The organism is Gammaproteobacteria bacterium (genome assembly GCA_017999615.1).
Classification (GTDB): domain Bacteria; phylum Pseudomonadota; class Gammaproteobacteria; order JAABTG01; family JAABTG01; genus JAGNLM01.
In genome coordinates, this window is sequence record JAGNLM010000005.1 from 77,050 (window position 1) to 96,006 (window position 18,957).

General features: G+C 72.8%; 16 protein-coding genes. 13 read left to right on the forward strand and 3 right to left on the reverse strand.

The genetic code is table 11. The annotated features are described in order from the left end of the window. Positions 1 to 4 precede the first annotated feature (4 nt). The 7 genes from lpxD (at position 5) to accA (ending at position 8,629) form a co-directional block, all read left to right on the forward strand. A complete protein-coding gene (lpxD, locus tag KA217_06515; protein MBP7712104.1) occupies positions 5 to 1,054 on the forward strand; it encodes a UDP-3-O-(3-hydroxymyristoyl)glucosamine N-acyltransferase in 1,050 nt (349 codons plus the stop codon). Positions 1,055 to 1,074: 20 nt separating this feature from the next. Then, a complete protein-coding gene (gene fabZ / locus KA217_06520) occupies positions 1,075 to 1,515 on the forward strand; it encodes a 3-hydroxyacyl-ACP dehydratase FabZ (GenBank protein ID MBP7712105.1) in 441 nt (146 codons plus the stop codon). A gap of 10 nt (positions 1,516 to 1,525) precedes the next feature. Continuing rightward, positions 1,526 to 2,299, forward strand: coding sequence for an acyl-ACP--UDP-N-acetylglucosamine O-acyltransferase (gene lpxA, locus KA217_06525; protein ID MBP7712106.1), 774 nt, complete (start codon positions 1,526 to 1,528; stop codon positions 2,297 to 2,299). Continuing rightward, complete coding sequence (gene lpxB / locus KA217_06530) at positions 2,199 to 3,464, forward strand: lipid-A-disaccharide synthase (GenBank protein MBP7712107.1); 1,266 nt, start codon at positions 2,199 to 2,201, stop codon at positions 3,462 to 3,464. The genes lpxA and lpxB overlap by 101 nt, the downstream gene beginning before the upstream one ends. Positions 3,465 to 3,470: 6 nt before the next feature. Beyond that, positions 3,471 to 4,049 (forward strand): ribonuclease HII, encoded by a 579-nt coding sequence (gene rnhB / locus KA217_06535; GenBank protein MBP7712108.1) that lies wholly within the window; start codon positions 3,471 to 3,473, stop codon positions 4,047 to 4,049. A gap of 82 nt (positions 4,050 to 4,131) precedes the next feature. Continuing rightward, on the forward strand, positions 4,132 to 7,590 hold the full coding sequence (dnaE, locus tag KA217_06540; GenBank protein MBP7712109.1) for a DNA polymerase III subunit alpha: 3,459 nt from the start codon (positions 4,132 to 4,134) through the stop codon (positions 7,588 to 7,590). Between the two features lie 82 nt (positions 7,591 to 7,672). Beyond that, positions 7,673 to 8,629 (forward strand): acetyl-CoA carboxylase carboxyl transferase subunit alpha, encoded by a 957-nt coding sequence (accA, locus tag KA217_06545; GenBank protein ID MBP7712110.1) that lies wholly within the window; start codon positions 7,673 to 7,675, stop codon positions 8,627 to 8,629. A gap of 30 nt (positions 8,630 to 8,659) precedes the next feature. Here the strand turns inward: accA and KA217_06550 are convergent, their stop codons facing one another. Then, positions 8,660 to 10,294 (reverse strand): alpha-D-glucose phosphate-specific phosphoglucomutase, encoded by a 1,635-nt coding sequence (locus tag KA217_06550; GenBank protein ID MBP7712111.1) that lies wholly within the window; start codon positions 10,292 to 10,294, stop codon positions 8,660 to 8,662. Here KA217_06550 and tilS point away from each other — a divergent pair. The 6 genes from tilS (at position 10,293) to KA217_06580 (ending at position 16,087) form a co-directional block, all read left to right on the forward strand. After that, complete coding sequence (tilS, locus tag KA217_06555; protein MBP7712112.1) at positions 10,293 to 11,774, forward strand: tRNA lysidine(34) synthetase TilS; 1,482 nt, start codon at positions 10,293 to 10,295, stop codon at positions 11,772 to 11,774. The two genes, KA217_06550 and tilS, sit on opposite strands and share 2 nt — an antisense overlap. A gap of 127 nt (positions 11,775 to 11,901) precedes the next feature. After that, positions 11,902 to 12,564 (forward strand): ABC transporter substrate-binding protein, encoded by a 663-nt coding sequence (locus KA217_06560; protein MBP7712113.1) that lies wholly within the window; start codon positions 11,902 to 11,904, stop codon positions 12,562 to 12,564. 24 nt (positions 12,565 to 12,588) lie between these two features. After that, a complete protein-coding gene (locus KA217_06565) occupies positions 12,589 to 13,707 on the forward strand; it encodes an ABC transporter permease (protein MBP7712114.1) in 1,119 nt (372 codons plus the stop codon). Then, a complete protein-coding gene (locus KA217_06570; protein MBP7712115.1) occupies positions 13,708 to 14,493 on the forward strand; it encodes an ATP-binding cassette domain-containing protein in 786 nt (261 codons plus the stop codon). Continuing rightward, positions 14,478 to 15,422, forward strand: a complete 945-nt coding sequence (locus KA217_06575) for an MCE family protein (GenBank protein ID MBP7712116.1) — start codon at positions 14,478 to 14,480, stop codon at positions 15,420 to 15,422. Before KA217_06570 ends, KA217_06575 begins: the two co-directional genes overlap by 16 nt. 5 nt (positions 15,423 to 15,427) lie before the next feature. Beyond that, positions 15,428 to 16,087, forward strand: a complete 660-nt coding sequence (locus KA217_06580) for a membrane integrity-associated transporter subunit PqiC (protein ID MBP7712117.1) — start codon at positions 15,428 to 15,430, stop codon at positions 16,085 to 16,087. Between the two features lie 57 nt (positions 16,088 to 16,144). On the opposite strand, the gene KA217_06585 is transcribed toward KA217_06580, so the two are convergent. Both KA217_06585 and KA217_06590 read right to left on the reverse strand, forming a co-directional pair. Continuing rightward, positions 16,145 to 17,512, reverse strand: a complete 1,368-nt coding sequence (locus tag KA217_06585; protein ID MBP7712118.1) for a GTP-binding protein — start codon at positions 17,510 to 17,512, stop codon at positions 16,145 to 16,147. Further along, a complete protein-coding gene (locus tag KA217_06590) occupies positions 17,430 to 18,938 on the reverse strand; it encodes a 50S ribosome-binding GTPase (GenBank protein ID MBP7712119.1) in 1,509 nt (502 codons plus the stop codon). The genes KA217_06585 and KA217_06590 overlap by 83 nt, the downstream gene beginning before the upstream one ends. Positions 18,939 to 18,957: the final 19 nt, after the last annotated feature.

Sequence of the window (18,957 nt, forward strand, 5' to 3'; positions counted from 1 at the left end):
CGCCGTGGGCCTGAGCCTCGGGGATCTCGCGCGCGCGATCGGGGCAGAGCTGTCAGGGGAGCCCGGGCTCGTCGTCGAGCGCGTGGCGACCCTGCAGGGCGCGGACGGTGCCTGCGTCAGCTTCCTCGCCAATCGGCAGTATCGCCGTCTCCTCGGCTCCACCCGGGCCGCCGGGGTGATCCTCTCTGCCGAGGACGCACCGGCGTGTCCGGTGGCGGCCCTGGTGATGGAGAACCCCTACCTCGGGTACGCTCGGGCGGCTGCGCTGCTCGGGCCCCAGGACAGGCCGCGCAGCGGCGTGGACGCGATGGCGTGGGTGAGCCCCGAGGCGCGGGTGCACGAGACGGCCTGGGTCGGCCCGCACGCCGTGGTCGAGGCCGGGGCGGAGGTCGGTCCCCAGGCGCAGGTGGGGCCGGGCTGCGTCGTGGCCGAGGGGGCCGTGGTGGGCGCGGGCACGCGGCTCGTGGCGAACGTGACCATCGGTGCGCGGGTGAGGCTCGGCGCGCGGGTCCTGGTCCACCCCGGGGCGGTCCTCGGGGCGGACGGCTTCGGGTTCGCCCACGCGGGCGGCGCCTGGGTGAAGATCCCCCAGCTCGGCTCGGTGGTGATCGGCGACGACGTGGAGATCGGGGCCAACACGACCATCGACCGGGGCGCCCTGGACGACACGGTCGTCGAGGACGGGGTGAAGCTCGACAATCAGATCCAGGTCGGGCACAACTGTCACATCGGGGCGCACACCGCCATCGCGGGCTGCACCGGCATCGCCGGCAGCGCGCACATCGGGCGCCACTGCATGATTGGCGGTGGGGTCGGCGTGAACGGCCACATCGAGATCTGCGACGGGGCGGTGATCTCGGGCCGGTCCGTGGTCTATCAGTCGATCACGAAGCCCGGCCAGTACGCCTCGGGCGTGCCCCTGCTGCCCCAGGAGACGTGGGCACGGACCTTCCAGCGATACCGCCAGCTGGAGGACCTCGCCCGCCGGGTCAAGCGGCTCGAGCAGGAAGCATCGGCGCGGGCGGCCTTTTCGGGAGCGGAGGAGGAACAGTGAGCGATTCGGGCTCCAGAGCCATGGACATCCACGAGGTGCGCCGGTACCTGCCGCACCGCTACCCCTTCATGCTGATCGACCGCGTCCTCGACTACGTCCCGGGGGAGTACCTCACGGCGATCAAGAACATCACCTACAACGAGCCCCAATTCACCGGGCATTTTCCCGAGCGACCCATCATGCCGGGTGTCCTCCTGATCGAGGCGATGGCCCAGGCGGCCGGGATCCTGGCGCAGGTGAGCACCGGGGTGCGCGTCGACGACCGTCACCTGTACTACCTCGTGGGCGTCGACAACGCGCGCTTCAAGCGCCCGGTGGAGCCCGGCGACCAGGTCGTCCTGCGGGCAGAGCTCCAGCGCGCGATCCGCGGGGTCTGGAAGTTCAGCTGCGAGGCCAGGGTCGACGGGCAGGTCGTCGCCAGCGCCGAGGTCATGTCGGTCCTGAAGGAAGTCGGCGACTGAGGCGTCGCCCATGATCCACCCGACGGCGGTCGTGGACCCCAGCGCCCGGCTGATGCCGGGCGTGAGCGTGGGGGCCTACAGCATCATCGGTCCTGAGGTCGAAATCGGGGAGGGGACCTGGGTCGGTCCCCACGTGGTCGTCAACGGCCCCACGCGGATGGGGCGCGACAACCGCATCTATCAATTCTCGTCCATCGGCGAGCAGGCGCAGGACAAGAAGTACTCGGGCGAGCGCACGTGGCTCGAGATCGGCGACCGCAACGTCATCCGCGAGTACTGCACCTTGAACCGGGGCACCGCGCAGGACGCGGGCGTCACCCGGCTCGGGGATGACAACTGGCTCATGGCCCACGTGCACGTCGCCCACGACTGCGTGGTCGGCTCGGGCACCGTCTTCGCGAACGGTGCGTCGCTCGCCGGGCACGTGCGGGTCGAGGACTACGCCATCCTCGGCGGGTTCGCCCTGGTCTACCAGTTCTGCCGCGTGGGGGCCCACAGCCTGTGCGCGTTCGGCAGCCACGTGCGCAAGGACGTGCCGCCCTTCGTGGTCGTGGCCGGCCAGCCGGCCGAGCCCCACGGGCTGAACACCGAGGGCATGCGGCGCCGGAAGGTGCCCCAGGACACCATCGCGGCGCTCCGCCACGCCTACAAGGTCCTCTATCGCGACGGCCTCACGCTGGAGGATGCCCGCGGCCAACTGGCGGAGCTCGCGGCGGCGACTCCCGACGTGGCCCGCTTCCTCGAGTTCCTGCAGGGGGAAAGCCGCCACGGGATCGTCCGCTGAGGCGGGGACCGTCTCGGGGGGTGCGCCCCCCCGGCTCGGCCTCGTCGCGGGCGAGCTGTCCGGCGACCTGATCGGGGCGGGGCTGTTGGGCGCGCTCGCGCGGCGGCTCCCGAGCCTTCGCTGCGAGGGGATCGCGGGGCCGCGGCTGCTGGCCGCGGGCTGCCAGGGCCTCTACCCCATGGAGCGGCTCTCGGTCGTGGGCCTGGCGGAGGTGGTCCGCCGCGTTCCGGAGCTTCTCAGGGTGCGCCGGCGCCTCCTCGCGCGCTGGGCCGCGAGTCCCCCCGGGGTCTTCGTCGGGGTCGACGCCCCGGACTTCAACCTGGGGCTGGAACGCCAGCTGCGCGCACGGGGTGTGCCCACCGTTCACTACGTCAGTCCCTCCGTCTGGGCGTGGCGGCGCTATCGGGTGCGCAAGCTGGCCCGCGCGGTGGACCGGCTGCTGGTCCTGTTCCCCTTCGAGGCCGACTTCTACGAGCGCCACGGGGTGCCGGTGCGCCTGGTGGGTCACCCGCTGGCGGACCAGATCCCCATGGAGCCGGACGCCGCCCGGGCGCGCCGGGAGCTCGGGCTGCCGGCCGGTGGTGAATGGGTCGCCCTGCTGCCCGGGAGCCGGCCGGGGGAGGTCGCGCGGCTCTCGGCACCGCTCCTCGGTGCTGCAGCCTGGCTGCGCGCCCGGCGCCCTGGGCTTGGTTTCCTGGTGCCTGCGGCGAGCCCGGAGACCCGGGTGCTCTTCGAGGCCGAGTGGCGCCGGGCGGGGGCGGACCTGCCCCTGCGGGTATTCGACGGCCTCGGCCGTACCGTCATGGCGGCGGCCGACGTGGTCCTGCTGGCGTCCGGCACCGCGGCCCTGGAGGCGCTCCTCCTCAAGCGGCCCATGGTCGTCACCTACCACGTGCACCCGCTGACCTACGCCCTGGCCCGGCGCCTGGTTCGGGTGGCGCACGTCTCGCTGCCGAACCTGTTGGCCGGCCGGGCGCTGGTGCCGGAGCTCCTCCAGGACCGGGCGACCCCCGAGCGGTTGGGGGCGGCCGTTCTCTCCTTCCTGGAGGACCCCGGGGCGAGGGCTAGCCTGCAGGAAACGTTTCGGGCGCTGCACCGCACCCTGCGCCTCGGCGCCGACGACCGGGCGGCGGAGGCGGTGCTCGAGCTCCTCGGGCAGGGGTGAGGGGCCGTGGGGGGGACGGTTCTCGTGGCCGGGGTCGACGAGGTGGGAAGGGGCCCGCTCGCGGGGCCCGTCGTCACCGCCGCCGTCATCCTCGACCCGGCCCGCCCCATCGCAGGGCTGCGCGACTCCAAGACCCTCGCACCGGCCCGCCGGGAGGCCCTGGCGCTCCTCGTTCGCGAGCGGGCGCTCGCCTGGGCGCTCGGGCGGGCAGAGGTCGAGGAGATCGACCGCTGGAACATCCTGCGGGCCACTCTGCTCGCCATGGAGCGCGCCGTACTGGCCCTGCCGGTCGCCCCGGACAGGGTGCTCGTGGACGGCAACCGCTGCCCCCGGGTGCCGTACCCCGTCGAGGCGATCGTCGGGGGCGACGGGCTGGTCGAGGCCATCAGCGCCGCGTCGATCGTGGCCAAGGTCGCCCGGGACGCGGAGATGGTCGAGCTCGAGGCCCGTTACCCGGGCTATGGGCTGGCGGGGCACAAGGGTTATCCGACCCGGGAGCACCTGGAGGCCCTCGCCCGGCTCGGCCCCGCGCCGGTCCACCGCCGCTCCTTCGGTCCCGTGGCCAGGGCGGCACGCACCGTCTGAGCGGGTGCCGGGCCCCTGGGTCTGAGCGCGCGCCCGGGGCTCCTGGCAAGCCTCTCCAGCTCCCTGGTAAGGTAGTCCGGTCATGTCCGCCCGATTCGTCCATCTTCGCGTCCACACCGAGTATTCCCTGGTCGACGGCCTGATCCGGGTGCCGGAGCTCGTCAAGGCGGTGCGGGCGGCGGGGATGCCCGCGGTGGCCGTCACCGACCAGAGCAACCTGTTCGGGATGGTCAAGTTCTACCGGGCGGCCCTCGCCGCCGGGGTGAAACCCGTCGTCGGGGTGGACCTCTGGCTGGAGAACCCCGCGGATCGGGCCCAGCCGCACCGGATGGTCCTGCTCTGCCAGGACGCCCGCGGCTACCGCAACCTCACCGAGATCATCTCGCGCAGTTACGTGGAGGGGCAGGTGGGCGGGGTGGCCACTGTCCAGCGCCGGTGGCTCGAGGACGCCAGCGAGGGCCTGATCGCGCTCTCGGGGGGCGCGGCGGGTGACGTGGGTCACGCCCTGGCGGCGGGGCGGGAGGAGGAGGCGGGGCGTCTGGTCGAGGACTGGCTGCGGGTCTTCCCCAATCGCTACTACCTGGAGGTGGAGCGGACCGGCCGCGACGGGGAGGAGGATTCCCTGCAGGCCACGGTGGGCCTTGCCCTGGCCCGGGGCGTGCCGGTGGTCGCCACGAACGACGTCCGGTTCATCGCCCCGGAGGATTTCGAGGCGCACGAGGCGCGGGTCTGCATCCACGACGGGCGTACCCTCGACGACCCGCACCGGGCGCGCCGTTACAGCGCCCAGCAGTATCTGCGCTCCGCGTCGGAGATGCAGGTGCTGTTCGCCGACCTGCCCGAGGCGCTGGAGAACAGCGTCGAGATCGCGCGCCGCTGCAATCTGGAGCTCGCGCTCGGAAAGACCTCGCTGCCCGCTTTCCCGGTCCCGCCCGGAGAGGGCGAGCAGGAGTACTTCGCGCGCCAGGCGCGCGAGGGGCTCGAGCGGCGCCTGGCGGCCCTCTTCCCCGAGGAGCAGGGGCGCGCCGCAGGCCGGGCGCCCTACGACGCGCGCTTGCAGGAGGAGCTCGGCGTCATCGCCCGCATGGGCTTCGCGGGCTACTTCCTCATCGTGGCCGACTTCATCCGCTGGGCCCGCGAGAACGACATCCCCGTCGGGCCCGGGCGCGGTTCCGGGGCCGGCTCGCTGGTCGCGTATTGCCTCGGGATCACCGACCTCGACCCGCTCGCCTACGACCTGCTGTTCGAGCGTTTCCTGAACCCCGAGCGCGTCTCCATGCCCGACTTCGACGTCGACTTCTGCATGGAGGGGCGGGACCGGGTGATCGAGTACGTGGCCGAGCGCTACGGCCGCGAGCGCGTCTCCCAGATCATCACCCACGGCAGCATGGCCGCGAAGGCGGTCGTGCGGGACGTGGGGCGGGTGCTGGGGTACCCCTACGGCTTCTGCGACCGCATCGCGAAGCTCATCCCCTTCGACCTGAAGATGACGCTCGACAAGGCCCTCGAGGACGAGGAGGAGCTGCGCCGGCGCTACGAGCAGGAGGAGGACGTGCGCGCCCTCATCGACCTCGCGAAGAAGCTCGAGGGGCTGGCGCGCAACGCGGGCAAGCACGCGGGCGGCGTGGTGATTGCGCCCTCGGTGCTCACCGACTTCACCCCGCTCTACTGCGAGCAGGGCTCGAGCGCGATCGTCACCCAGCTCGACAAGGACGACGTCGAAGCGATGGGGCTGGTGAAGTTCGACTTCCTCGGACTGCGCACCCTGACCATCATCGACTGGGCCGTGAAGACGGTGAATGCCCGGCGTCTGGCGCAGGGCGAGGGGCCCATCGACATCTCCCGGATCCCCATCGACGACCGGCCGACCTTCGAGCTCATCAAGCGCGCGGCGACGACGGCCGTCTTCCAGCTCGAGTCGCGCGGCATGAAGGACCTGGTCCGCAGGCTCCAGCCCGACTGTTTCGAGGACATCATCGCGCTGGTCGCCCTGTTCCGCCCGGGCCCCCTCCAGTCGGGGATGGTGGAGGACTTCATCGCCCGCAAGCACGGCAAAGCCCGGGTGGAATACCCGCACCCCGACCTCGCGCCCATCCTGAAGCCCACCTACGGCGTCATCCTCTACCAGGAGCAGGTGATGCAGATCGCCCGGGTCCTGGCTGGCTACACCCTCGGCGGGGCCGACCTGCTGCGCCGGGCGATGGGCAAGAAGAAGGCGGAGGAGATGGCCAAGCAGAGGGCGGTGTTCCTCGAGGGTGCCCGGGCGAGGGGCGTCGCCGGGGAGACCGCGGCCTATATCTTCGACCTGATGGAGAAGTTCGCGGGCTACGGGTTCAACAAGTCGCACTCGGCGGCGTACGCCCTGGTTGCCTACCAGACCGCCTGGCTCAAGGCCCGCTATCCCGCCGCCTTCATGGCCGCGACGCTCTCGGCGGACATGGACCGCACCGACAAGGTCGTGGGGCTCATCGACGAGTGCCGCCGGATGGGGCTCGCGGTGCTGCCCCCCGAGGTGAACGGCTGCGAATACCGCTTCACGGTCGCCGACGACCGGACCGTGCGCTACGGGCTGGGGGCCATCAAGGGCGTCGGTCAGGGCGCGGTGGAGGGGATCGCCGCCGAGCGCGTGGCCCACGGGCCGTATCGCGACCTGAGCGACTTCTGCGGGCGCTCGGACATGAAGCGCCTGAACCGGCGCACGCTGGAGGCCTTGATCCGCGCCGGGGCCATGGACGGGCTCGGGGCCAACCGCGCCTCCCTGACGGCCTCACTGCCCCGCGCGCTGCAGGCGGCGGCCCGCGCCGGTGAGGCGAGCGCCGCGGGCCAGACCGACCTCTTCGGCGGGGGCGGCGGGCAGGGGCCCGCGGCAGCGGCAGAGGTCATGCTGGAGGTTCCCGAGTGGCCGGAGGACCGGCGGCTCGAGGGCGAGAAGGAGACCCTGGGGCTCTACCTCACGGGCCACCCCATCGAGCGCTACGCCCAGGAGCTCGGCCAGTTCGTGTCCGGGCGCATCGCCGACCTGGCCCCCGGACAGGGGGGCACGGTGCTGGTGGCGGGGCTCTGCACCGAGGTCCGGGCCATCAACAGCCGGCGGGGGCGGATGGCGGTGGCGACCCTCGACGACCGCAGCGGGCGCCTCGACCTGGTGGTGTACTCCGAGCTCTTCACCCAGTGCCGCGAGGTCCTGGGGCCCGACCGGGTGCTGGTCGCCGAGGGCGAGCTGACACTGGACGAGCGCACCGGGGGGGCCTCCCTCATCGCGACCCGAGTTCAGGACCTGGACCAGGCCCGGGCCCTCTACGGAAAGCGCCTCCTCATCCAGCTCGACGCAGGGCCCTCCAGCGAGGGGATCCTCGCCGGGCTCGCCCCCGTGCTGAGGCCGTTCCAGGAGGGGCCGACGCCGGTGTACATCGAATACCGGCGCCCCGACGCGTCGGCCCGCCTGCGCCTCGGCGAGGAGTGGCGGGTGAGTCCGACGGAGAAGCTCCTGCGGAGCCTCGGGGAGCTGGCGGGGCCGGACCGGGTGCGCATCGAGTACTGAGCGCCCGGGTGTCGCCTTGCCATCGCTGGGGGTGGCGTTTAATGTCTGCGCTCTGCCCGCACGCGCAGGACGATTCCCCGGCATGAACCTGAACTTTCTCGACTTCGAGCAGCCCATCGCCGAGCTCGAGGCGAAGATCGAGGAGCTGCGCTACGTCGGCAAGGACGCGGAGCTCAACATCTCCGACGAGGTCGCGCGGCTCAAGAAGAAGAGCGACGACCTTACCCGGTCGATCTTCTCGTCGCTCTCGCCCTGGCAGGTCTCCCAGCTCGCGCGCCACCCCCAGCGCCCCTACACGCTGGACTACCTGGACCGGATCTTCACCGATTGGCAGGAGCTGCGCGGGGATCGGGCCTTCGCCGACGACCCGGCGATCGTCGGAGGGCTCGCCCGTCTCGACAAACAGCCCGTCGTGGTGATCGGGCACCAGAAGGGGCGCGACACGAAGGAGAAGATCCACCGCAACTTCGGCATGCCGCGCCCCGAGGGCTATCGCAAGGCACTGCGCCTGATGCAGATGGCGGAGCGCTTCCGCCTGCCGCTCATCACCTTCATCGACACGCCGGGCGCCTACCCGGGCGTGGGCGCCGAGGAGCGCGGCCAGAGCGAGGCCATCGCCCGGAACCTGTTCGTCATGTCGGAGCTGCGCACGCCCGTGCTTTGCACGGTCATCGGGGAGGGGGGGTCCGGGGGCGCGCTGGCCATCGGGGTCGGGGACCGGGTGCTGATGATGCAGTACGCGACGTACTCGGTGATCTCGCCGGAGGGCTGTGCCTCCATCCTCTGGAAGAGCGCGGAGAAGGCGCCCGATGCCGCCGAAGCCCTGGGGATCACCTCGGCCCGGCTGCTGGAGCTCGGTCTCGTGGACGGGGTGATCGAGGAGCCCCTCGGGGGGGCACACCGGGACGTGGGCGCGATGGCCACGGCCCTGCGCAACCGCCTGATCCAGGAGCTCGACCTCCTGAACGCCGTGCCGCTGCACGACCTCGTGGAGAGCCGCTACCGCCGGCTGAGGCAGTACGGGGCCTACCAGGGGTGAGAACCCGGCTCGCGCTCGCGCCGGGCGTCCCTAGGTGATGACCGTTGGCGCCTCGCGGTCGGTCCGCTCGCGGATGCCCGCGACGGCCTCCGCCGCGGCGACGAGGTCCGAGAGCGCCTCCTGGGTGTCCAGGTTCTGCCTGGCGGGGTCGGGCTCGTAGCGTTCCAGGTACACCCGCAGGGTGGCACCCTCGGTGCCGGTTCCGGAGAGCCGGAACACGATGCGCGACCCGTCCCGGAAACCGATGCGGATGCCCTGGCGCTCGCTCACGCTGCCGTCCACGGGGTCGGTGTACGCGAAGTCGTCCGCGTACTGCACGGGGCGGCCCCCGAGACCCTCGGCGGGCAGCGCCGGGAGCCTCCCGCGCAGGTCCCGCATCAACCCCTCGGCGCGCTCCGGGTCGATCCCCTCGTAGTCGTGGCGCGAATAGTAATTGCGCCCGTAGGCGCGCCAGTGGGAGCGGACGATGGACTCCACCGACTCCCCGCGCACGGCCAGGAGGTTCAGCCAGAAGAGCACCGCCCAGAGTCCGTCCTTCTCCCGGACGTGGTCCGAGCCGGTGCCGAAGCTCTCCTCGCCGCACAGGGTGACCCGCCCGGCGTCCAGCAGGTTGCCGAAGAACTTCCAGCCGGTGGGGGTCTCGTAGGCCGGGATCCCGAGCCGTTCGGCCACCCGGTCGACCGCGGCGCTGGTGGGCATCGAGCGGGCCACCCCGCTCAGCCCCGCCCGGTACCCGGGCAGGTGGTGGGCGTTGGCCGCCATCACCGCGAGGCTGTCGCTCGGGGTGACGAAGAAGCCCCGCCCCAGGATCATGTTGCGGTCGCCGTCGCCGTCCGAGGCCGCCCCGAGGTGGGGGGCGCCCGGCCCGTTCATGGACCGCACCAGCTCCGCGGCGTACACGAGGTTCGGGTCGGGGTGTCCTCCGCCGAAGTCCTCCCGGGGAATGCCGTTCACCACACTGCCCGCCGGCGCTCCGAGGCGCCTCTCGAGGATCTCCGTCGCGTAGGGTCCGGTCACCGCGTGCATCGCGTCGAAGAGGACCGACAGCGCTCCCGAGCCGAGCGCGGAGCGGACCCGCTCGAAGTCGAACAGCGTCTCCATGAGCCCGGCGTAGGTCGCCACCGGGTCGACGACCTCCACGGTCAGGCCGCCGAGCTGCGTGTCCCCGAGGCGCCCCAGGTCCACCGCCGGCGCATCCGCGATCCGGTAGTCGCCGATCGCCTGGGAGCGCCGGTAGAAGGCCTCGGTGTATTTCTCCGGGGCGGGCCCGCCGTTCTCGATGTTGTACTTGATCCCGAAATCCCCGTCCGGACCGCCCGGGTTGTGGCTCGCGGAGAGGATGATCCCGCCGAAGGCCTTGCGCTCGCGGATCTCCGCGGACGCGGCGGGCGTGGAGAAGATCCCGTCGCGCCCGATGACCAGGCGTCCCACGCCGTTGGCGGCCGCCAGCCGGACGATGGTCTGGATCGCCTCGCGGTTGAGGTATCGCCCGTCCCCGCCCAGCACCAGGGTCTTGCCCCGCAACCCCTCGAGGGAGTCGAAGACCGATTGAACGAAGTTCTCGAGATAATGGGGTTGGCGGAAGACCTCGACCTTCTTGCGCAGGCCCGACGTTCCCGGGCGCTGCCCCGGAAAGGGCCGGGTCGGCACCGTGCGGATGTCCATGGTGTGCCCCCTGTGCGGCGTCCGCCGCGGCTCGGGTTACTGTAACCGTAACGGACTCGGCCGGGCCACCGGGGCGTGCTGCCAGGGGAGGGGTGCGGTGCGGTTCCACGGTATCGACGCAGGGGGAGGCAGGGTGGCGGGCAGAGAGCTCTCGTGTGTCGCGTTGGCCCGGGTCCTCGCGGAGTTGCCGCCGGCCCCGCGCTACCGGGTGGCGTTCAGCGGGGGGCTCGATTCCGCCGTCCTCCTCCACGCCCTGGCCGAGGTGCGCGGGGACCTCCCGGGGCCGCTCGAGGCCCTGCACGTGAACCACGGTCTGCACCGGGACGCGGGGCGCTGGGCGGAGCACTGCCGGCGGGTCTGTGCCGGGCTCGGGGTCCCCTGCCGGGTGGTGGCGGTGCCGGATGCCGTGGGCTCGGCCGGCGAGAGCCCGGAGGCGGCCGCGCGCGCCGCGCGCTACCGGGCCTTCGCCGAGGGGCTCGAAGCGGGCGACGCGGTGCTGACCGCCCACCACCGGGACGACCAGGCAGAGACCCTGCTCCTGCATCTCCTGAGGGGGAGCGGGCCCCGGGGGCTGTCCGCGATGCCGGTGCGCCGTCCGCTCGGTGCAGGCTGGCTGGTGCGCCCCCTCCTCGGATGGCCACGGTCGGCCCTGCGGGCCTGGGCCGAGGCCCGGGGCCTCGCCTGGCTCGAGGACCCCAGCAACCGGGACGAGCGCTTCGAGCGCAATTTCCTGCGCTGGCGGGTGCTGCCGCTGCTCGAGACCCGTTGGCCCGGTGCCGCAGGGGTCCTGGCCCGGGACGCCCTGCTGCAGGCCGAGGCGGCCTCGGTCCTCGAGGACCTGGCGCGGGGCGACGCGCAGGCTGCCCGCGGTCCCGGTGCGGGGACGTTGTCCGTGCGGGCCCTGCTCGAGCTTTCGCCGGCCCGACGGGTCGAGGCCTTGCGGGAGTGGTTGCGCCAGCGGGGCCTGCCGCCGCCCGGGAGCGCGCACCTGGACCACGTCGTCCGCGACGTGCTGGGCGCCCGGTGGGACGCCGAGGCCCGGGTCGCCTGGCCCGGCGTCGAGGTCTGGCGTTACCGGGACACGCTCGCGGCGCTGCCCCCGGCGCCGGTGGTCTCCGCGGCGCAGGTCTGGGACTGGCGGCCGCCGGCCCCGCTCGCGCTTCCGGCCGGCACGCTCAGCGCGACGGTGACCGTGGGCGAGGGGCTCGCCGCCGCGCGCCTCGCGGACGGCCCGCTGCAGGTCCGGCTGCGCACGGGCGGGGAACGCTGCCGCCTCCCGCGCCGGGGCCACACGAGCGCCCTGAAGAAACTGCTGCAGGCCCACGGTGTCCCACCTTGGGTACGGTCCTGTCTGCCGCTCGTCTACCGGGGTGAAGAGTTGCTGGCCGTCGCCGATCTCTGGGTGTGCGAGCCCTGGGCCGCCGGTCCTGGTGAGGCCGGGTGGGCCCTGCGCTGGCAACGTCCGGCGGGCTGGCCGTGAGGGTCGCGGTCGCCGAGAATTCCACCACGGCCGCTGCGGTGGCCGCTGTTCGGGAACGAGGGGGTGTAACGTGGGGGGTAGAGGTTTCGATGCCGATGGGCGTCGCACGCGAGGCGCGGGGGAAATCGTGAGCGGGTGGCTCGGGTCGGCCCTGGTGTTCTGTCTCGTTGTCCTGGCGGGGCCCGCCGCGCGCGCCGAGCCCACGGACCCTGCGAGCGTTCTGGCGGGGGTGACGGACCGTCTGGTCCAGGAGGCGTCGCGTCACGGCCAGGAGTACCGGCGCGAGCCGGACCGCGCCCGGGCCCTGGCCGGGGAGCTGCTGGCGCCGCTGGTGGACTTCACCGGGATCGGGAGGCGGGTGCTGGGCGCCCACGGCCGGCGGGCGACCGCCGAGCAGCTCGACCGTTTCGCGGCGGAGTACCGGGAGTTCGTGGTCAACACCCTGGCCAGCGGCTTCGTGGAGCAGGTCGAGCGGGTCGCCCGCTATGGCCAGGGGGTGCGCTTCCTGCCCACTCGCTGGGGCGAGGGCCAGCGCACCGCCGCCGTGCGTGGCCGCGTCACCCTGGAAGGGGGCGTGCCGCTGGAAGTGGACTTCCGGGTCCGCGAGGTCGGGGGGGCCTGGAAGATCTACGACGTGCTGGTCGCGGGGGTCAGTCTCGTGCAGGCCAACCAGGCCGCGTTCGCGCGCGAGCTGGAGTCGGCCGGAGTCGAGGGCCTGACGGCCCGCCTCTCGACCCACAACCGCACGGTCGCCCCGGGCGAGGCGGGCCCCCGCGCCTGCTGCGGCTGAGCGGTGGCAGGCCTCTGGTTGCCGGTGGGTGGGCTCGAGGTCGATGACCCGGGCGCGGGCGACGTCCGCTGGCTCCTGAAGGGCGACTGGACCACCCGCGCGATCCCGGCGGTCGAGGCGGCGCCTGCCGCTCCTTCCCGCCGCCCGGTACGGGTCACGGTCCACGCGGCGGGGCTCACCGCCCTCGACACCGGCGGGGCCCTCCTGCTGCAGCGGCTGCTGGACGCCCTCGGCGGCTCGGGCCTGGCGGTCGACGTGACCGGGCTCACCCCGGCCCACCATCGGCTGCTGGAGCTCGTGCGCTCGCGCTCGGCGGCGGCCGGGTCACCGGTGCCGCCTGCGGCCCCCGAGCCGCGCGTGGAGGCGCTGGGGCGCCAGACCTGGCGGCACCTCTCCGAGGGTTGGGCCCTGCTCGGCTTCATCGGGGAGACCACCAGCGCGCTCGCCCGCGCCGTGGTCCGCCCGGCCCGCTTCCGGTGGCGGGCGCTCCTCGCGACGCTGCAGTCGGCCGGCGTGGAGGCCGTCCCCATCATCTCGCTGCTGGCCTTCCTCATCGGTGTCGTGGTTGCCTACCAGGGGGGCGTGCAGCTACGCGCCTACGGGGCGAACGTCTACGTGGTGGACCTGGTGATCCTGATGGTGCTGCGCGAGCTCGCGCCGATGATCGCCGCGATCATCGTGGCCGGGCGCACCGGCTCGGCCTTCACCGCCCAGATCGGGTCCATGAAGGTCCACGAGGAGGTGGACGCCCTGCGCACCATCGGCATCGACCCCGTGGAACTGCTGGTTGCGCCCCGGGTCGTGGGGCTCGTCCTCGCCCTGCCGCTGCTCACCGTGCTGGCCGGTGTGATGGGGGTGGCGGGCGGGATGGTCATGGCGGCGGGGCAGCTCGGCGTCGGGTTCCACGACTTCCTGCAGCGGGCGCCCCAGGCGGGCACCCTCTCCTCGTTCCTGGTGGGGATGAGCAAGGCCCCCGTCTTCGCGGCCGTCGTGGCCACCGTGGGGTGTTTCCAGGGCTTTCGCGTCGGCATGGGGGCCGACAGCGTGGGGCGGCACACCACGATGAGCGTCGTGCAGGCCATCTTCCTCATCATCGTGGCCGATGCGGCCTTTTCGGTCCTCTTCGGCTGGATGGGTGTCTGAGTGGGCGGGGCGCGCGAGGTCGTCGTCGAGGTCCGCGGGCTCACCACCCGGCTGGACGGAGTCACCGTGCACGAGGCCCTCGACCTGGACGTGCGCCGGGGTGAGGTGCTCGCGATCGTTGGCGGCAGCGGCACGGGCAAGACCACCCTCCTGCGGGCGATGGTCATGCTGCTCCGCCCGGCCGCGGGCACGGTGCGTCTGCTGGGCGAGGACGTGAGGGGCGCCTCACCGGCCGAGGCCTCCCGGCTGCGCGAACGCATCGGGGTCACCTTCCAGCACGGGGCCCTGTTCAGCTCCCTGAGCGTGCTGGAGAATGTGGCGCTGCCGCTGCGCGAGCACACGGCGCTGCCCCCGGCCCTGGTGCGGGACATCGCCCGGCTCAAGCTCTCGCTGGCCGGCCTCCCGGCCTCCGCCGCCGACAAGCAGCCCGGGGAGCTGAGCGGCGGGATGACGAAGAGGGCCGCGGTCGCCCGCGCCCTGGCGCTCGACCCCGAGGTCCTCTTCCTCGACGAGCCCACGGCGGGCCTCGATCCGGACAGCGCGTCGGCCTTCGACGAGCTGGTGCTGGACTTGCGCGACTCGCTCGGTCTCACGGTGGTGATGGTCACCCACGACCTGGACACGCTCTGGCGCACCGCCGACCGGGTGGCGTTCCTCGGCGAGCGGCGCGTGATCGCCCTCGACACGATGCGGGGCCTCTGCGGCCTGGACCATCCCCTGGTGAAGTCCTTCTTCGACGGGCCGCGCGGCCGCGCGGCGAGGGAGTGCGCGTGGAAGAGCGGGTAAACTACGCCCTGATCGGGCTCTTCGTCGTGGTGCTGAGCACGGTGTTCGTGGGGGTGGTCACCTGGCTCGCCGCCGCCGGCGACGAGAAGACCTACGACACCTACGTCGCCTACACGGCGGAGTCGGTGTCCGGCCTGAGCCCGAAGGCGGCGGTGAAGTACCGGGGCGTCGACGTGGGCAGGGTCCGGGAGATCGCGCTCGACCGTGACAACCCGGAGCGCGTACGCCTGCTCCTCGAGATCGAGCGGGGCACCCCGATCAAGGTGGACACCGTAGCCGTGCTCGCCACCCAGGGCGTGACCGGTCTGGCGTTCGTGGACCTGACGGGGGGGAGCCGCGAGGCCGAGGGTCTGGTGGCCCCACCGGGGCAGGAGCACCCGCAGATCCGGACCGGACCCTCCCTGATGATGCGCATCGACACGGCCGCCACGACCCTGATGACGCAGTTGGGGCAGGTCGCGGGAGACCTCTCGAAGGTCACGGACCGGATGACGTCGCTCCTGGATCCCGAGACCGTGGCCTCCGCCGGCGGCACCCTGCGCCACCTGGAACAGGTGACGCGGGTCGTGGCGGAGCGGGTGGGCGACCTGGGCGACGGGATCCGCGAGGGGCGGGTGTTGCTCTCCAACTGGGCCAAGGCGAGCCAGGACCTTCCCGCGCTGGTCAGCAGCCTGAAGGATGGAGCCACCTCCGTGCACGAGGCCCTGGGAGGTGTGAACCGCGCGGCGGGGGGGATCGACCGCATGGTCGGGGACACCCGCAGGGACCTGGTGCGGGCCTCCACGGACACGCTGGCCCAGCTTGAGGCGCTGCTGGTGGAGTTGCAGCAGCTGACCCGCACGTTCCAGCGTCTGGGGGCCGACATCGAGCGCGACCCGAATCTGCTGCTGTTCGGGCGCAGGGGGCGGGAGAAGGGACCCGGGGAATGATGCCGATGGGACGGTTGCTCGACTCGGCGCCAGTCGCTCGGGGCCGGCGCAGGGCGGTGGGCCTGGGGGCGCTGGTCCTGGTCGTCGCGTGGCTCGCCGGCTGCGCCTCGGGTGGGCGGCTGGTCCAGGACAGCGTGCAGACGCACCTGCTCTGGGTGCCTGCGGCGCCCCGGGTCGCACCGGCCTCCGCCGGACCGGTCCTGCTCGTCTCACCCCCCGGGGTGCGCGCCGGGCTCGATTCTCCGCGCATCGCCTACGTCCAGCGGCCCTTCGAGCTGAGCTACTTCGCCCGCAGCGAGTGGGCCGACACGCCGGCCCGCATGCTGCAGCCGCTGCTGGTGCAGTCGCTCGAGGGAAGCGGGGCGTTCCAGGCGGTCGTGGCGGGGCCGAGCCCCGCGGTGGCGGACCTGCGGCTCGAGACCGAGGTTCTCGCGCTCCAACAGGAGTTCCTCTCGACACCGAGCGTCGCCCGGGTTGCACTGCGGGCCCAGGTCGTCGACCCTGCCTCGCGCCGGGTGGTGGCGACCGACACCTTCGAGGCCGTGGAGCCGGCCGATTCCGCCGACCCCTATGGCGGGGTGGTCGCCACCAATCGGGCGCTCGGCCGGGTGCTCGCCGAGCTCACGGCCTTCGTGTCGCGGCTCGGGCGGGGTGCTGCGCGCTGAGGGGCGGGTGCCGGCGGGCTGGGTTCTCGCGGGCGCGCTCGATCCCTTCGACCCCCGCTAGGCCTGCGTGCGGAGCCGGGAGAGGATCTCGGTGCGGGCGGAGGTGAGGAGCGAGTCCCGGTCCAGCGTGTCGAGGATCTCCTGCACCGCTCGCTTCGGGCCGAGGTCGCCCCAGGACCGGCCCTGCTGGAAGTAGCGCTGGGCGGCCCGGCCGACCACGTAGGTGGCGAAGTAGGCGACCGCACCCTGGGCCGTTCCGGTCACGAGCGTCGACAACCCGAAGGTTCCCCCCTTCAGGAGGGAGGACACCAGGTTGACGCCCCACACGGTCCCCAGCACCAGCCCCATCTGGGCGCCGATGGTGCGCACCAACGCGCCGGCCTCGTTGTGGGTGACCGGCAGTCCGTAGACCCGGGACAGATGCCAGACGAGGCTCACGTCCACCGCGACGGCCGCCATCAGGTCGGAGATCGGCACGGGGTTGAGGCCGACGAGGACGCCCTTTGCCAGGCTCCAGTTGCGCAGGATGCGCTCGGCGAGGTCCCGCTGGGCGTCCACCGCCCGCCGGGCGAGGGTGTCGCTCAGTTTCCCGGCGAACAGGGTCGCGTTGAGGGCGGCGAGCGTCTTGCCCTCCCGCTCCAGGATGGTCCAGAGCCGGTCGCGCAGGTCCTGCACCTCTCTCGGGGGGGTCCGCTGGGTCTCCCGCTCGTTGCCCTGGGCGTCCACCTCCAGGTAGACCCTCGGCGCGGGCGCGGCGGCCGAGGTGACGATGTTCGCGGGGGGAACGATGCCCGCCGTGCGACGGGCGAGCGACTCGACCACCAGGGCGCGGTCGGCCCGGGTGTAGCGGTCGGCCTTGTTGAACACGAGCAGCATCGGGCGGGACTCGGCCGCGATGCGCCGCAGGGCGGCGATCTCGGGCTGGGTGATGTCGCCGTCCACCACGAAGAGCACCAGGTCGGCCCGCCCCGCCACCTCGTGCGCCAGCCGCTCCCGGGCCTCGCCGTCCACCTCGTTGATGCCCGGGGTGTCGATGAGATAGACGCCTCCACCGCCCGACTCGGTCCGCCAGTGGGCCATGCGGGCGTCCTTCGTCTCCCCGTGCAGCGGGCTCGTCGCGAAGCGTGGCTCGCCGAGCAGGGCGTTCAGGAGCGCGGACTTGCCGACGCCGACCCGGCCGAAGACCGCGATGTGGATCTGGCCGTGCTCGAGCTTGTCCAGCATCGCCTGGACCCGGGCGAATTCGCCCGACAGGGCCCGGCGCACCGGCGCCGGGACGTCGGTGTCGCTCACCAGGGCGCGCAGGGAATCGCGCGCCCGCTCCAGGTGCTCGTCGCCGGCCTCAGGAGCGCTGGGAGCGCGTGAGGCGGACTTCGGCCAGAGCGAGCTTCGCCAGGCGACGAGCGCGTCCTTCCACGTCTTCACTCAACCTCTCCTCGAACGTCTTCAGGGCGACCTGCTCGGGCAGGGTGCCCCGCGCGGCCAGGGTATCGGCGACGGCCCGCCCCAGGCTGTCGAACAGTAATCCGTAGGCGACGGCGTGGACCAGGCCGCCGGTGAGGGTGCCGACCCCCGGAAACGCCTTCAGGGCGTTGCCGGCGACCGCGAGCAGCACCGGGACGGTCTTGTTGACCCGACCGCTCGCGTTCAGCAGAAAGCGCTCCACGTCGACCTTCGACAGCGGGACCTCGTAGACGTCGGTGAGGCCCCGCAGCATCTGGAAGCCCAGGTAGCCCTGGATGACGACGTCGGTCCCGGGGCTTACGGCCGCCATCGCACCGAGAATGGCCTTGCGGGTCGAGCTCGCGACGACCTCGAGGGCGCGCGTGCGTCGGTGGGCAGCGAGCGACTCGTCCAGCTTGCGCGACGCCAGGACGAACACCGCGGCGTCGCGTAGCCCGTCCAGCACCTTGCGGTCGCCGTCGATGCGCCGCTGGATCGCCTGGGCCAGTTCGTCCGTGCGGGGCGGGATAACGCGGGTCACGACGTCCTCGCGGCCGTCGCTGTGCATCCGGACGAGCTCCCGCTCGGCCCCGGCGCTCACCGAGACGACTTCGACCCGGCTTCCACCGGCCACCCTCGCCGCGAGCCGCGCGCGCAGGGTTTCCTGGTCCTCGGCGCTCATCAGGTCGCTCTTCCCGAGCGCCAGGATCACCGGTTTGCCAAGGGCCAGCACCTCGTGCAGGGCGGTCAGCTGGTCCCGGGTCAGGTCGCCCTCGATGAGGTACACCACCAGATGCGCCCGCAGGGCCTCTTCCCGCGCGACCGTGTCGAGCGTCCCGTCCGCCTCCAGGAGCCCCGGGAGGTCGCTGATGACGAGGCGGTCTCCGGCGGGGCTTTCCCAGGTGTGGCGGGTGATCTCCCGAGTGGTACCCCCCACCGGGCTCACCGCCGCGGTCGCCCCGGGCAGCAGGGCACGGACCAGCGAGCTCTTTCCCGTGCTGACGGGGCCGAGCAGCGCCACGTGGATCTGTCCCGCCTCGCGCCGGGCGGCCAGTTCCTCGAGCTCCTGGCGCGCCTCCTCGGCCTCTGCTACGGCCCCCTTCGACACCGCCCGCTCGATCCGGGCGTGGATCTCGGCCTCGGTGGGTGCGGGCGGGGCTTCGGCCTCGCGGCGCGCGCGCCGCCGCCGGCGGGGGGTCAGCACGCGCCAGATGAGGCGGGCGCCGAATCCCGTGAGCAGGGCCAGCCCGAGCACGTACAGTGCAACGAACCAGACCGGTGATTCCCGCAGGTGGTCCCAGACCTGGAAGGCGATACTGGTCGCGTAGAGCACGACGAGCAGCAGCAAGGCGAGACCGAGCGAGAGCCCGACGGCGATGAGCAGGCGCAGGGGCAGGGAGGATCGCATGTTGTCCGGTGTTTCCCGA